Below are 13,118 nucleotides of genomic sequence, written 5' to 3' on the forward strand. Positions count from 1 at the left end.
CACGGCAGGATCATTTGCGGGGCGCATCCACTTTCGCCAACAACGCGCGTAGTGCGTCATCGGGCGACTGGCCTTCGATCTGCAGTTCCGGCGCCAGGGTGATGCGATGGCGCAGCGCCGGCCGGGCGATGTCGCGCACATCGTCCGGGGTGACGAAATCGCGCCCCTGGAGCACCGCCTGCGCACGTGCCGCACGGACCAGCGCGAGGCTGCCGCGCGGACCCGCGCCGAGCGCGATACCCGGCCATTTGCGCGTCGCCGCGACGATGCGCACGGCGTAATCGATCACCTGTTCGTCCACCTGCACGGCGGCGGTGTCGCGCTGCATCGCCATGATGTCGTCCGGCCCCAGCACGCGCTTCACCTTCGACAGGTCGAAGTCGGCGGCGGTGCGGCCGGTGGTGATCGCGTCGACCATGCGCTTCTCGTCCTCCAGCGCGGGGTAGTCGATCAGCACCTTCAGCAGGAAGCGGTCCAGCTGCGCTTCGGGCAGTGGGTACGTACCCTCCTGTTCCACCGGGTTCTGCGTGGCCAGGGTGATGAAGGGCGGCGAGAGTTCGAAGGACTTGCCCTCGATGGTCACCTGACCCTCCTGCATCACTTCCAGCAAGGCCGCCTGGGTCTTCGCCGGCGCGCGGTTGATCTCGTCGGCGAGCAGGATGTTGGTGAACACCGGGCCGCGGCGGATCTTGAAGCTCTCCGTCTTCGGATCGTAGACCGCGTGCCCGCTGACATCGCTCGGCATCAGGTCGGGGGTGAACTGGACGCGCGCGTAGGTCAGTTCCAGCGCCTGCGCCAGCGCGCGCACCAGTAGCGTCTTGCCGAGGCCGGGCACGCCCTCGATCAACACATGGCCGCCGGCGAGCAGCGCGATCAGGATCTGGTCCAGCACGTCGGCCTGGCCGATGAAGGCCTTGGATACCTCGTCGCGCACGGCATCGGCGCGGGCCGACAACGCATTGCCGGGCGTCGGCGGGAGCGCGGGGGGCGCGGCGGCGGTCTCGTCGTTCATAGGCGGTTTCTCAGTTGGATCAGCAGGGAGATGCGGTCGCGGAACGCCGGCCGGTCGTGCGAAGCAGGCGCGTTGAGCGCGGTACGGATGCGTTCGGCAGGCACGCCGGTGCGCGCAGCGATGGCGGCGACCTGGGGTTCGCCCGACAGGGCCGCGGCGACCGGGTCGCGGCGGCGCAACCGGGCCAGGAACGCCTGGCGCACCGCGGAATACAGCATGACGCCGCGCCCGTAGCGGTAGAGGTGTTCGCCGCTGGCGCGCACGTGTTCGAGCAACGAACGCCGTTCGCCGGCCGGCGCAGGTACCGGCGGGCCGAAGCGCTGCATGCGCATCCACAACCAGGCGGCCAGCGCGAGCACCAGCGGAATCCATACCATCCAGCCGCGGACCAGCAGGGTGCGCCACAGCGTGGGCATCTCCGCCGCGTACACGAGGTGCACCGTGCCGTGGCCGTAGTTGGGCGCCAGCACCTGCCGCGCCAGCGCGCGATGCGGACCGTCGCGCAGGCCGCCTTTCGGCGCGGCGCCGAGCGCGTCGCCGAGCGGCGGGCGTTGCTCCGCATTCATCAGGAAATCGACGTCGGCCAGCACGTCGACGTGCCCGCGCCCCTGCGACAGCCGCGCGTAGACGAAGCCGGCCTGCAGGTCGCCCCACGACAGATCGGGCACGACGCCGTCGAAGGCGAAGCGACGCCCGCGGCAGAACTCGACGTGGTGGTCCTCGCCTTCGACCTGGAACGCCTCGCAGTCGGGGGTTTCCTCTACCAACCAGACGGAGAGACGGTCCAGCAGCTCGGCGTGCGGCGACTCTTCCTCGACGAGGGCCTCGTCGTTGGTGCGCAGCGGCGTACGCACGATCAGGTGCCCGCCGCGCTCCACCCACGCCAGCAGCGCCTCCGCCTCCGGCGGCGACAACGCACGCGGGTCGTTGAAGAGCAGCAACGTGTCGCGCGCGCCCAGGGCGTTGTCGTCCAGCATGAGGCGCTGGCGCGCATTCACCTTCACGCCGTCGGCTTCGAGCGTTCGTGCCAGCGCATACAGCGGGTTGTACGCGGCTTCGCCGTTCGGCGGGAGGTACAACGTCTTCTCCACGCGGACATAGGTGTGGTGGAACCACGCCACGACCAACGCCAGCACGACGAACGCCACGACCAGGCCGCCGCCGACGATGCGCCCGTTGCGACGCGCGGCGGTCATGCCGCCCACCCGTAGCGCTGCTGCAGTTCGCCCACCAGCGCATCGAATTCGTTGTGGGCCGGAAGGCGCTGTCCGTAGGCCGCGTACTGCCACACGCGGACCATCAGCGCGAACGCCTGCCGGTCCTCGGCCCGGGGCATGCGCCGCGACGCCCGCAGGCATTCGGCTTCCGTCGCGCCCGGCGGCAAGGCGATCTCGGCGCGCGCGCTCATGCTCTCCACGCTCGCACGGTAGAGCAGCGCCAGCGCGTGGCGCGGACGCCCGTCGCGCCACAGCGCGCGGGCGGCGGCGGCGATGTCGTCGGGCAAGGTCTCCGGCAACACCAGCGCATCGACCTGCGGGCTGTCCCGGTGCGGCGCGGGTGCGCGCGACATGCCGCGCATCCACGGCCACCAATAGCGTGCGGTGGCCAGCAGCGCGACGACGAGCACGCCGGCCACCAGCCACAGGCCCCACTCGCCGATGAAGGCGAACACGTTGGCCAGGGCCATCAGGAACGGGTTGCCGTTCAGTGAGAAGTCGCTCTTCTTCCGCTCCTGCTTCTTCCGCCGTTCCCAGCTGCCCTCGGTCCGCTTGCGATCCAGCAGCGGGTCCTTGTAGGCGCGGTCGGCGGCATCGCGGAATGCGCGATCATCGACACGCTGCTCGCCGAACACGATCGGCAGCGTGGGCGGTGTCGGTTTCTCGGGGGCGGGCGCTTCCTTCGCCGGCACCGTCGGCGGCGGCCCGCCGTGACGTTCCTGCGCGCCCGCGTGACCGGGCAGGCCTGCCAGCAGCACCGCGGCGAGTAGCACCGGCACGGCGGCAGCGAGCCGCGCGCGCAGCTTGCGGAACACGATCTCCACGTCCCAGGCTTCGATCTCGGTGCGGCGATTGAGGTACAGCCCGAAGCCTGCGCCGACGAAGAAGGGCTCGGTCACGCTGATCGCCGCCCACAACAAGGCGTTCCACGCCACGTGCAGCCACACGGGCCACTCGATGGCCATGATGCGGAACGCCGCCTGCATGCTGTCCGGCAGCAGGTCCTGCGGCAGGTAGACCAGCACCGCCACCACGCCGCCGAGCACCAGCGCGACGGTGAACAACTGGCAGATCAGCGTCAGCAGGAACGCCGTGCCGTACGCCTGCCCGCCGAGCACGCGGCGGCGCTGCCCCAGGCGCTCGCCCTGCACGCCTTCCAGCAGGTCGATGGGCATGTACAGGGAACGCACCGGGCTCAGCCGGCGCCAGGTCAGCAGATGCAGCAGCGTGCGCACGCCCCACTGGCGCTGCGCGCGCAACGTCTCGCGCGTGCCGGGCACGCTGCCGAACACCGCGCGCGAGATGACGTAGAGCGGCACGCGGTCGAACGCGGGCTTCAGCCACCACATCAGCAGCGCGGCCAGCCAGAACGCGTCGATCAGCCACGCGCCCAGGTTGAGCACGACGAAGACCGGCATCGTCAGCCACAACCAGGGTGCCCAGATCGCACCGGCGTGGCGCCGCACCAGCGCCATGCCCAGCTCGATGGCCTCCCAGCCCGAGCGCGCACGCAGGCGGACGGTGAGTTCCTCAATCCTCATCGGCCACCCCGCGCCCGCCGAGGGACAGCCACAGCGCCACCAGCGTCCACAGCACGCCGGACACGCTGTACTTCACCACCGCCGGGATGGATTGCGTCGAGGACCAGAACGCCTCGATGAAGGCCGCGACCAGCAGCATGAAGGCCACGCCCAGGCACAGCCGCGCGCCCTTCGTGCCGGCGATGGCCAGCGCGTCGATGCGCCGGTGGCGGCCGGGCGCGATCAGCGCCAGTCCCAGCCGCAGGCCGGCGCCACCGGCCAGCACCAGCGCGGTGAGTTCGAACGGCGCGTGCCCGCAGACGAAGCGCCACAGCGGATCGCCGTACCCGATCTGCTGCAGGTGGCCGAACACGGTACCGATGCCGATGCCGTTGGCGATCAGCACGAACAACGCACCGACGCCCGCCACCAGCCCGCCGGCGAACGTCTTCAGGCCGATGCTGATGTTGTTCCAGATGTAGACGCCGAACATTTGCCAGTCCGAGCCGCTCTCGCGGCCCAGCGCGTGGCGCGGATCGCTCGGGTCGTACATGCGCTCGTACATCGCGACCTGTTCGGGCGATGCGAGGCTGTACACCAGTTCCGGGCGCAGCTGCAGCAGCACGAACATCAGCACCAGCGGGAACACGAACGCCACCGCGGCCACGGCCATGCACCCGGCTTCGCTGCGCACCAACCGCGGGAAGTCCGCCAGCAGGAAGCGTGCGGCCCGCTGCCAGCGCGGCGCGGGCGTGCGGTACAGCACGCCGTGGCCCTGCTGCATCAACGCCTGCAGGCGATCCACCACCACCGGGCTGTAGCCGCGCGCACGGGCCAGCGCCAGCTGCTGGCAGATGCGGCGGTAGCGCGCGGGCACGTCGTCGTCGGTCAGCGTGCCGGTGTTGCGCTCCTTGCGCGCGCGCCGCGCGCTTTCGCCGCGGGCCAGCAGCCAGGATTCGAACGCCACCCATTCGGCCTGGTGGCGGGCGACGAACTGTTCCTGCCTCATCGCCGCCCCAGCAACCAGTTGGCCATGCCGTACAGGCGCTGCACACCGACCTGGCCGCGCGCGCCGGTGACCGGCGCCACGAGGTTGGCGAGTTCCTCCTGCCGCGACGGCGTCAGGTGCGGCGCACGCTCACCGAAGGCGACGACCGCACCCTGCTCTTCCGGCCGCAGGCCGGCCGGTGGCGCGAAGACGTCGTTCGCCGGCGCCGGCGCGTGCTCGCGCTCGCCGGTCGCATGCACCACCAGCGTGCCGGCGACCATGTCGCCGAGGCGGCGTGCATGCGTGTCGGCCAGGCACGACACCAGCCCGGCGGCATAGCCGAAGGGCAGCATGTCCACAGTGCGCAGCAGGTTGCGGGTAATCGCCGCCAGCCAGCCCACCGGCGCACCGTCGGCCGCCACCACCCGAAGCCCCAGCGCCTTCTTGCCGACGGTCTGCCCCTGCCACACCGCCTCGAGGACGATGGGATAGGCCCAGAACAGCAGGAACAGCCCGATCAGGTAGAGGCCTTCGCCGGTCTTGCCCAGCAGCGCCAGCACCATGCCCAGCACGCTCAGCAGGCCGAAGCGCACCATCAGGTCGATGCTCCACGCCAGCGCGCGCGGCACCGGACCGGCGGCGGGCAGGTGGAGGGGAACGCCCTCGGGCGTGACGACTTCACGGTAGGTGTCCAGCATCAGGCGCGCACCACGATCGTGTCGGCCATATCGTCGTGCAGACAGCGCCGCCCGTCGCGGAAGATCGTCAGCGCATCCACTAACGAGAACAATGGGCCGATGCAGGGCAGCGCGCCGATCAGCGTCGGCAGCACGTAGCGCAGTCCCAGCAGGCGCGCGGCGGCGCAGTGCGAGCCGTCGGCGCGGACCACCCGCACGCCGAACCATCGTTTGGCCAGCGTCTGTCCGTCCCTGACCAGCAGGAAGATGTTGAAGCCAATCAGTGCGACGGCGAGCGGCGTGGTCACCCAGGCCACGGGCGCCAGCCAGCGCACCCAGGGGGGCGTCGGCTCCAGCAACAGCATGTACCCCGGCAACAACAGGCTGCCGACCATGAGGTTGTCCACGATGACCGCTCCCAAGCGCTCCGCTCGGCCAGCGAGCACGCGCGGCAACGTGTCCACGATCGTCTCGGCGACGGTCGCGGGCGCGGCATACGGATTGCCTTGCTCGTCGGCGCTTTCCATGCGTGATCCCCTGTACCCGCCGACTTTAGCCGGACGCGCCACGCTTGCCCAGCCGCACTACACTCCGCCCTCGTGGACACGGCCTTTTCCTGCCGATCGGGCTGCGCAGCGTGCTGTACCGCGCCGTCGATCACCTCGCCGATCCCCGGCATGCCGCAGGGCAAGCCGGCGGGCGTGCCGTGCGTGCAGTTGGATGAAGCGCTGCGCTGCCGGTTGTTCGGGCATCCGGAGCGCCCGGCGTTCTGCGGCACGCTGAAGCCCGGACCCGACATGTGCGGCGCCAGCCGGCAGGACGCGATGGCATTGCTGGCGGCGCTCGAACGCGCGACCGCACCCGCCGCACACACCCCTCCCCACGGAGACACTGCATGCAGCGGACCTGGAACCTGATCCTGGCGTTGGTCGTCGGCGCGACGATCGTCGCCCAGCTCGTGGTGCTCCTGTCCGGCGGCCAGGACGTGAACACCGCATCGGCGGCGGCCCCGGTCGCGCTGCCGACCCGGCTGCTGCGGTTCTTCAGCTACTTCACCGTGCAGAGCAATCTGCTGGTGCTGGCCGCCGCGATCAGCCTGGCCATCGACCCCCGGCGCGACGGCGCGGTGTGGCGGGTGCTCAGGCTGGATGCGCTGCTCGGCATCGCGGTCACGGGCGTGGTGTCGGCCACGTTGCTGGCAGGGCTGGTGCAGCATGTCGGCATCGGCGTGTGGATCAACGCCGGCTTCCACCAGTTTTCGCCGGTGTGGACGCTGGTGGGCTGGCTGCTGCTGGGCCCTCGGCCACGCATCGACCTGCGTACCCTCGGCTGGGCCTTCGCGTGGCCGGTGGCGTGGCTGGCGTACACGATGGCGCATGGCGCGCTGACGGGCTGGTATCCCTACCCCTTCCTCAATGCGGACAAGCTTGGGTACGGCCAGGTGGGCATCACCCTGGTGGTGATCTTGGGCGCCGCGCTCGCCACCGCCTTCTTGCTGCGAACCATCGAGCGCTGGCTGCCGCCGACGCGCTGACCGCTGCCGCTCACGCCACCTGCGTGGAAATCCACCAGGTGGTGCCGCCGGCATCGCGAAAGCCGCCGCGTCGATCGCCATCGCCCTTCTCCTCGGGCGCCTGCACCGGTTCGGCACCGGCGGCCAGCGCGCGCCCCCAGGTGGCGTCCACATCGGGGACGTAGATGTGCACATGGCTGGCGATGGCGGGCCAGCCTTCCATGCCGTCGGCCAGCATCAGCACGGTGTCGTCGATGCGCACTTCGGCGTGGCCGAGGCGATCGCCCATCGGATGCATGCGCAAGGGTTCGGCGCCAAAGACGGCGACGAGGAAATCGATCGTGCGCTGCGCGCCATCGACGACCAGGTACGGTGCGGCCGAGGTGTAGCCCTGCGGTTTCCAGGCCATGTGGATTCTCCCGCGGCGCGACAGGCGCCGGTGATGCTCAGGCGATGGGCGGCGGCTGCAGGTACTGGTCCTTCAGCCGGACGTAGTGGCCTGCCGAATAATGCAGGCTCTCGATTTCCTTCTCGGTCAGCATGCGGGCGAAGCGGGCCGGATTGCCCAGCCACAGCTCGCCCTCGCCCACCACCTTGCCGGGGCCGAGCACCGCGCCGGCGCCGAGGAAGCCGTACTTCTTCACCTTGGCGCCGTCGAGGATGCAGGCGCCCATGCCGATCAGGCACAGGTCTTCGATGGTGCAGGCATGGATGATGGTGCCGTGGCCGATGGTGACGTCGGCGCCGATCAGCGTGGGATAGCCGGCCTTGTTGTACGGGCTGTGGTGGCTGACATGGACGATGGTGCCGTCCTGCACGTTGGTGCGCGCGCCGACACGGATGAAGTTGACGTCGCCGCGCAGGATCGTGCCGGGCCAGACCGAAGCATCCTCGGCCAGTTCGACATCGCCGATCACGGTGGCGGCCGGATCGACGTAGACCCGCGGGCCGAGGACGGGAAAGCGGCCAAGATAGGGGCGCAGGGCGGTCAGAGTGTCGGTCATGCCCGGATTGTAGTGCGCCCGCTCGCAAGGGAAGGCATACACTCGGGCCATGACGACCTTCCCGCATGCCGCCACCACCGCCGCGAACGCCGCCATCACCGCCGCCAATGCCGCGATCACGGCCGCTGCGGCGGGCGAGCAGCCCGCCCACGCGTCGCCATCGCAAGGCGGCGAGCCCGCGCGCGACACGCCCGCGGCCGACCTCGCGCCGACGCTGGACCGGTTGCGCCAGGCCTGGCAGGCCCGCAAGCCCGACTACGCGCAGCGTCGCGACGACCTGCAGCGGCTGCGCGATGCACTGAAGCGCCGGCTGCCGGAGATGGCCGACACCGTCGCCGCCGATTTCGGCCACCGTTCGCGCCACGAGTCGCTGATCGCCGACGGCATGACGGTGCTCAACGAGATCGACCACCTGGCTTCGCACCTGCGCCGCTGGATGAAGCCGCGCCGCGTGGGCGTGGGCTGGCGCTTCTGGCCGGCACGCGCCGAAGTGCGGCAGGCGCCGGTCGGTGTGGTCGGGGTGATCTCGCCCTGGAACTATCCGGTCAATCTGGCGCTGATCCCGCTGGCCACCGCGATCGCGGCTGGCAACCACGTCTACCTGAAGCCGTCGGAGCACACGCCGCGCACGACCGAGTTCCTGCGCTCGCTGCTGGCGGAGGTATTCCCGCGGGAACGCGTCGCCGTGGCCGCCGGCGGTGCCGAGGTAGCCGCAGCATTCGCCGCACTGCCGTTCGACCACCTGGTATTCACCGGCTCCACCGCCGTGGGCCGCAAGGTGATGGCGGCCGCGGCGCCGAATCTCACGCCGTTGACGCTGGAACTGGGTGGCAAATCGCCCGCCATCGTCTGCGACGATTTCCCCGTGGAACAGGCCGCCGCGCGGTTGGCCACCGGCAAGTGGTTCAACGGCGGCCAGACCTGCATCGCCCCGGACTACGTACTGCTGGTGGGCCGCAGCCGGCGCGATGCGCTGGTGCAGGCGTTGCGCGAGCAAGTGGCGGCGCGCTACGGCGACCTGTCCGATGCCGGCGACTACACCCGCATCATCAACGACGGCCAGTTCGCCCGGCTCGAAAGCTACCTGGACGACGCCCGCCAGCGCGGCCACGAGGTGATCCCGCTGGCCGCCACCCACGACCGCGCGCAGCGACTGTTCGCCCCCGCGCTGGTGCTGGAGCCCGGCGACGATGCGAAGGTGATGCAGGACGAGATCTTCGGCCCGATCCTGCCCATCCGCACGGTCGGCTCGCTGGACGAGGCCCTCGCCTACGTCAACGCGCACGATCGCCCGCTGGCGCTGTACCCGTTCAGCCACGACCGCGCGCGGATCGAGAAGATCCTGCAGACCACGCTCGCCGGCGGCGTGACCGTCAACGACACCGTGCTGCACTTCGGTATCAATGCGCTGCCGTTCGGCGGCATCGGTCCCAGCGGCATGGGCGCCTACCACGGGCGGGCGGGCTTCGATGCGATGAGCAAGGCGCTGCCGGTGCTGTGGCAACCGCGGCGCGCGGGCAGCGACCTGCTGAAGCCGCCGTACTCGAAGGTCGCCCGGTTCATCGACTTCATCATCCGCTGACCGCATCGCGGACATCGCGGGCGGCGACTGTCCGCGACCTCGTCGAGAATCGCCCTTCCCGTTCGTCGGACGGGAAGACGCCCACCTGACGGACCGCCATGTCGACCCCGAACCCGCCTGCCAGAGCCACCCGCCGCGAATGGATCGGGCTGGCCATCATCGCCCTGCCCTGCATGGTCTATGCGATGGACCTGACCGTGCTGAACCTCGCGCTGCCGGCGATCAGCGCCGAACTGGACCCCAGCGCCAGCCAGTTGCTGTGGATCGTCGACGTGTACGGCTTCCTCGTCGCCGGCTTCCTGATCACGATGGGCACGCTGGGCGACCGGATCGGCCGGCGCAAGCTGCTGTTGATCGGCGCGGCGGCATTCGCCGCGGCCTCGGTGATCGCGGCGTTCTCGCGCAGCGCGGAGATGCTCATCGCGATGCGCGCCCTGCTCGGCGTGGCGGGCGCGACGCTGGCGCCGTCGACGATGTCGCTGATCCGCAACATGTTCCATGACGAACACGAGCGCCAGTTCGCGATCGGCGTGTGGATCGCGGCCTTCTCGGTCGGCGGTGCGATCGGCCCGCTCGTCGGCGGCCTGCTGCTGCAATGGTGGTGGTGGGGCGCGGCGTTCCTGGCGGCGGTGCCGGTGATGGTGCTGCTGCTGGTGCTGGGGCCGAAGCTGCTTCCCGAATACCGCGACCCGGACGCCGGCGCGCTCGATCCGCTGAGCATGGTGCAGTCGCTGTTCGCGGTGCTGGCCGTGGTCTACGGACTGAAGCGCATCGCCGAGTACGGCGCCGATATGCGCGGGATCGTGGTGCTGCTGGTCGGCCTCTTGCTGGGCATGCTGTTCGTGCGCCGGCAGAAACATCTGGCCTATCCGTTCCTCGACGTGACCCTGTTCCGGCGGCCGGCGTTCTCGGCGGCCATCGTGGCCTATGCGCTCGCCGGCCTGTCGATGATGGGGGTGTACATCTTCATGACCCAGTACCTGCAACTGGTGCTGGGCCTGACCCCGCTGCAGGCCGGCATCGCGACGGTGCCGTGGTCGCTCTGCTTCACTTTCGGCTCGCTGCTGGCGCCAAGACTGGCGCGGCATTGGGGGGCGCGCCGGGTGATGGTGCGCGGCCTTCTGCTCGCTGCCGTCGGTTTCGGGATCACCGCATGGGTGGTGCCGCCGTACGGGCTGTGGATCCTGATCGCCGGGATGCTGGCGATGAGCCTGGGCATGGCGCCGGTGTTCACCGTCGGCAACGAACTCATCATCACCACCGCGCCGCCGGAACGCGCGGGCGCGGCCTCCGCACTGGCCGAGACCAGCGCCGAACTCAGCGGCGCGCTCGGCATCGCCGTGCTCGGCAGCGCCGGCATGCTGGCGTATCGCCTGTGGCTGGACCCCGCCTTGCCGGCGACAATCGGCGCCGCCGATACGACACGCGCGCTGTCCACGCTGGGCGGTGCGGTGACGGTGGGTGGCGAACTCGGCGGGGCCGCCGGCGCGACCGTCGTCGACACCGCGCGGACCGCGTTCACCGGCGCGATGCGTGCGATCGCCGTGTTCGGCATGGCGATGATGCTGCTGGCCGCCTGGATGGCCGCGCGGCTGATGCGCGATGGCGAGGGCGAAGCGCACGGCGCCGCGCTGGCCGACGAAGCTTCGGGCGCCTGATCGGCGGACCTGGCTTAGAATCGCCGCCATGAAGATCGCCAGCTGGAACGTCAATTCGCTCAACGTGCGCCTGCCGCACCTCACCCAGTGGCTGGGCGCGTTCGCGCCGGACATCGTGGGCCTGCAGGAAACAAAACTGGAGGACCACCGCTTCCCGGACACGGCGCTGGCGGAGCTGGGCTACCGCAGCGTGTTCGCCGGACAGAAGACCTACAACGGCGTGGCGCTCCTATCGCGCGAGTCCATCGGCGACGTGCAGGTGGGCATTCCCGGATTCGAGGACGAACAGAAACGGGTGATCGCGGCGACCGTGGGCGAGGTGCGCGTCGTCAACCTGTACGTGGTCAACGGCCAGGACGTGGGCACGGAAAAGTACGCCTACAAGCTGCGCTGGCTGGAGGCGGTGCACGACTGGCTGGCCGCCGAGCTGCAGGCGCACCCGAAGCTGGTGGTGATGGGCGACTTCAACATCGCGCCGGACGATCGCGATGTGTTCGATCCGAAAGTCTGGAACGACGGCCACATCCTCACCTCCACCGCCGAGCGAGGCGCGCTGCAGCGCCTGTATGCGCTGGGCCTGCACGACGCCTTCCGCCTGCACAGCGACGAGGCCAACGTCTACAGCTGGTGGGACTACCGGATGGGCGGCCTGCGCCGCAACCTGGGCCTGCGCATCGACCTGACGCTGGTGTCCGACGCGCTGCGCGGACACGCGGTGGAGTCCGGCATCGACCGCGAACCCCGCACGTGGGACCGACCCAGCGACCACGCCCCGGCGTGGGTACGGCTGGGCGGCTAACGACGAAACGAAGAAGGCCCGGCATCTGCCGGGCCTTCTTCTTGCCACGGGCCTTGGGTGCGTCTCGAACGCGCACGCGGCCGCAGCGAAAACGCTACCGTGCGCGGCCCCTGCTCAGCAGGTTCACGATCAGCAGCAGCACCACTGCGCCGATGAAGGCGGTGATGAGGAAGCCGACCCAGCCGCCGCCCAGGCCCAGGCCCAGCGCCGGCAGCAGCCACCCGCCGAGGAAACCGCCGATGATGCCGACGACGATGTTCAGGATGATGCCCTGCGAACCATCGCGTCTCATCACGATGCTCGCCAGCCAGCCGGCGACGCCGCCCACGATCAGATAGATGAGAAAATTCATGCGTTGCTTCTCCCTTGTTGGACAGAACCCCATGGCGCGGGGCACGCTTGAATCTTTACCTCCCGGCGTGAAACCACCGTTAACTCACATGGGGGACGCCTCCTTGCCAGCGCTGGATACCGCCAACGTCGCGCGAATGCACGCCGTGCTGCACCACAGGGCCGCATGCGCATGAACTGGCGCGACGCGCCCGCCGACTGGCGCCATGACGGCATCGCGCTGTGGCTGCTGCCGCACGCGCCGCGGCAACGCGGCGAACCGCAGGCACGCGAGTCACTGGCGCACACGCTGGGGTTCACGCCGGAAACCTTGCCCATCACCCGCGATGCGCAGGGAAGGCCGCACTTCATCGCGCCGCTGCACCATCTCGAAACCGGGTGGAGCCACAGCGGCGAGGCGCTGCTGCTGGCGTTGGGCGAAGACGTGGAGCTGGGTGTCGACATCGAGCGCCTGCGTCCGCGCCCGCGCGCGATGGAACTGGCCGAGCGCTTCTACCATCCCGAGGAGACTGCGTGGCTGCGCGCGATCGACAACGATGATGTGCGCCTGCTGGCGTTCGTGCGCCTGTGGTGCTGCAAGGAGGCGGTGCTGAAGACGCATGGCCAGGGCATTTCCTTCGGCCTGCACCGCTTCCAGGTGGCGCTCGACGACGGAGCCCCGCGGCTGGTGGCCTGCGATCCGGGCCTCGGCCGACCCGACGACTGGCACCTGCACGAGTGGGCGCCGCGACCGGATTACCGCGCCGCGCTGGCCTGGCACCCACGGGGCCGGCGCGAAGGCCTGCGATAATGGCGCG

General features: G+C 70.1%; 15 protein-coding genes. 6 read left to right on the forward strand and 9 right to left on the reverse strand.

The features are described 5' to 3' along the window. Positions 1-10 precede the first annotated feature (10 nt). Genes BLT45_RS17810 through BLT45_RS17835 form a run of 6 tightly spaced genes read right to left on the reverse strand, consistent with a single transcriptional unit; the run spans position 11 to position 5,941 of the window. Complete coding sequence (locus BLT45_RS17810; RefSeq protein WP_093304202.1) at positions 11-1,012, reverse strand: AAA family ATPase; 1,002 nt, start codon at positions 1,010-1,012, stop codon at positions 11-13. Then, positions 1,009-2,208, reverse strand: a complete 1,200-nt coding sequence (locus BLT45_RS17815) for a DUF4350 domain-containing protein (protein WP_093304383.1) — start codon at positions 2,206-2,208, stop codon at positions 1,009-1,011. Before BLT45_RS17815 ends, BLT45_RS17810 begins: the two co-directional genes overlap by 4 nt. After that, entirely contained in the window at positions 2,205-3,770 is a 1,566-nt protein-coding gene (locus tag BLT45_RS17820; protein WP_093304207.1) for a DUF4129 domain-containing protein, read from the reverse strand. The genes BLT45_RS17815 and BLT45_RS17820 overlap by 4 nt, the downstream gene beginning before the upstream one ends. Continuing rightward, a complete protein-coding gene (locus tag BLT45_RS17825; RefSeq protein WP_093304212.1) occupies positions 3,760-4,758 on the reverse strand; it encodes a stage II sporulation protein M in 999 nt (332 codons plus the stop codon). Before BLT45_RS17825 ends, BLT45_RS17820 begins: the two co-directional genes overlap by 11 nt. After that, positions 4,755-5,435, reverse strand: a complete 681-nt coding sequence (locus BLT45_RS17830; protein ID WP_093304217.1) for an RDD family protein — start codon at positions 5,433-5,435, stop codon at positions 4,755-4,757. The genes BLT45_RS17825 and BLT45_RS17830 overlap by 4 nt, the downstream gene beginning before the upstream one ends. After that, complete coding sequence (locus BLT45_RS17835; protein WP_093304220.1) at positions 5,435-5,941, reverse strand: RDD family protein; 507 nt, start codon at positions 5,939-5,941, stop codon at positions 5,435-5,437. The genes BLT45_RS17830 and BLT45_RS17835 overlap by 1 nt, the downstream gene beginning before the upstream one ends. Before the next feature lie 72 nt (positions 5,942-6,013). Here BLT45_RS17835 and BLT45_RS17840 point away from each other — a divergent pair, with 72 nt between their 5' ends. Together BLT45_RS17840 and BLT45_RS17845 are read left to right on the forward strand one after the other, a co-directional pair. Continuing rightward, positions 6,014-6,331 carry a YkgJ family cysteine cluster protein gene (locus BLT45_RS17840; protein WP_093304224.1) on the forward strand — a complete coding sequence of 106 codons (318 nt, stop codon included), beginning with the start codon at positions 6,014-6,016 and terminating at the stop codon, positions 6,329-6,331. Continuing rightward, positions 6,310-6,948, forward strand: coding sequence for a Pr6Pr family membrane protein (locus BLT45_RS17845; protein ID WP_093304227.1), 639 nt, complete (start codon positions 6,310-6,312; stop codon positions 6,946-6,948). The genes BLT45_RS17840 and BLT45_RS17845 overlap by 22 nt, the downstream gene beginning before the upstream one ends. Before the next feature lie 10 nt (positions 6,949-6,958). Here the strand turns inward: BLT45_RS17845 and BLT45_RS17850 are convergent, their stop codons facing one another. Both BLT45_RS17850 and BLT45_RS17855 read right to left on the reverse strand, forming a co-directional pair. Then, positions 6,959-7,336 (reverse strand): VOC family protein, encoded by a 378-nt coding sequence (locus BLT45_RS17850; protein WP_093304231.1) that lies wholly within the window; start codon positions 7,334-7,336, stop codon positions 6,959-6,961. A gap of 37 nt (positions 7,337-7,373) precedes the next feature. After that, positions 7,374-7,919, reverse strand: a complete 546-nt coding sequence (locus BLT45_RS17855; RefSeq protein ID WP_093304387.1) for a gamma carbonic anhydrase family protein — start codon at positions 7,917-7,919, stop codon at positions 7,374-7,376. A gap of 61 nt (positions 7,920-7,980) precedes the next feature. Here BLT45_RS17855 and BLT45_RS17860 point away from each other — a divergent pair, with 61 nt between their 5' ends. From BLT45_RS17860 to xth, 3 genes are all read left to right on the forward strand, one after another. Continuing rightward, positions 7,981-9,513 (forward strand): coniferyl aldehyde dehydrogenase, encoded by a 1,533-nt coding sequence (locus tag BLT45_RS17860; protein ID WP_093304235.1) that lies wholly within the window; start codon positions 7,981-7,983, stop codon positions 9,511-9,513. 98 nt (positions 9,514-9,611) lie between these two features. Next, on the forward strand, positions 9,612-11,171 hold the full coding sequence (locus tag BLT45_RS17865) for an MFS transporter (RefSeq protein WP_093304239.1): 1,560 nt from the start codon (positions 9,612-9,614) through the stop codon (positions 11,169-11,171). A gap of 28 nt (positions 11,172-11,199) precedes the next feature. Further along, positions 11,200-11,970 (forward strand): exodeoxyribonuclease III, encoded by a 771-nt coding sequence (gene xth / locus BLT45_RS17870; protein WP_093304243.1) that lies wholly within the window; start codon positions 11,200-11,202, stop codon positions 11,968-11,970. Positions 11,971-12,064: 94 nt separating this feature from the next. Here xth and BLT45_RS17875 read toward each other — a convergent pair whose 3' ends face one another. Then, positions 12,065-12,322, reverse strand: coding sequence for a GlsB/YeaQ/YmgE family stress response membrane protein (locus tag BLT45_RS17875; RefSeq protein ID WP_093304248.1), 258 nt, complete (start codon positions 12,320-12,322; stop codon positions 12,065-12,067). 171 nt (positions 12,323-12,493) lie between these two features. Between BLT45_RS17875 and BLT45_RS17880 the strand changes: the two genes are divergently transcribed. After that, positions 12,494-13,111, forward strand: a complete 618-nt coding sequence (locus BLT45_RS17880; protein ID WP_093304392.1) for a 4'-phosphopantetheinyl transferase family protein — start codon at positions 12,494-12,496, stop codon at positions 13,109-13,111. The last annotated feature ends 7 nt before the right edge of the window (positions 13,112-13,118 follow it).

It is taken from the genome of Pseudoxanthomonas sp. CF385, from assembly GCF_900104255.1.
In the GTDB taxonomy this organism is placed as follows: Bacteria; Pseudomonadota; Gammaproteobacteria; order Xanthomonadales; family Xanthomonadaceae; genus Pseudoxanthomonas_A.

Bases quoted from the DNA above. Each gene is read 5' to 3' on its own strand.
- BLT45_RS17810 (WP_093304202.1), bottom strand. From the start codon at position 1,012: ATGAACGACGAGACCGCCGCCGCGCCCCCCGCGCTCCCGCCGACGCCC.
- BLT45_RS17815 (WP_093304383.1), bottom strand. From the start codon at position 2,208: ATGACCGCCGCGCGTCGCAACGGGCGCATCGTCGGCGGCGGCCTGGTC.
- BLT45_RS17820 (WP_093304207.1), bottom strand. From the start codon at position 3,770: ATGAGGATTGAGGAACTCACCGTCCGCCTGCGTGCGCGCTCGGGCTGG.
- BLT45_RS17825 (WP_093304212.1), bottom strand. From the start codon at position 4,758: ATGAGGCAGGAACAGTTCGTCGCCCGCCACCAGGCCGAATGGGTGGCG.
- BLT45_RS17830 (WP_093304217.1), bottom strand. From the start codon at position 5,435: ATGCTGGACACCTACCGTGAAGTCGTCACGCCCGAGGGCGTTCCCCTC.
- BLT45_RS17835 (WP_093304220.1), bottom strand. From the start codon at position 5,941: ATGGAAAGCGCCGACGAGCAAGGCAATCCGTATGCCGCGCCCGCGACC.
- BLT45_RS17845 (WP_093304227.1), top strand. From the start codon at position 6,310: ATGCAGCGGACCTGGAACCTGATCCTGGCGTTGGTCGTCGGCGCGACG.
- BLT45_RS17850 (WP_093304231.1), bottom strand. From the start codon at position 7,336: ATGGCCTGGAAACCGCAGGGCTACACCTCGGCCGCACCGTACCTGGTC.
- BLT45_RS17860 (WP_093304235.1), top strand. From the start codon at position 7,981: ATGACGACCTTCCCGCATGCCGCCACCACCGCCGCGAACGCCGCCATC.
- BLT45_RS17865 (WP_093304239.1), top strand. From the start codon at position 9,612: ATGTCGACCCCGAACCCGCCTGCCAGAGCCACCCGCCGCGAATGGATC.
- xth (WP_093304243.1), top strand. From the start codon at position 11,200: ATGAAGATCGCCAGCTGGAACGTCAATTCGCTCAACGTGCGCCTGCCG.
- BLT45_RS17875 (WP_093304248.1), bottom strand. From the start codon at position 12,322: ATGAATTTTCTCATCTATCTGATCGTGGGCGGCGTCGCCGGCTGGCTG.
- BLT45_RS17880 (WP_093304392.1), top strand. From the start codon at position 12,494: ATGAACTGGCGCGACGCGCCCGCCGACTGGCGCCATGACGGCATCGCG.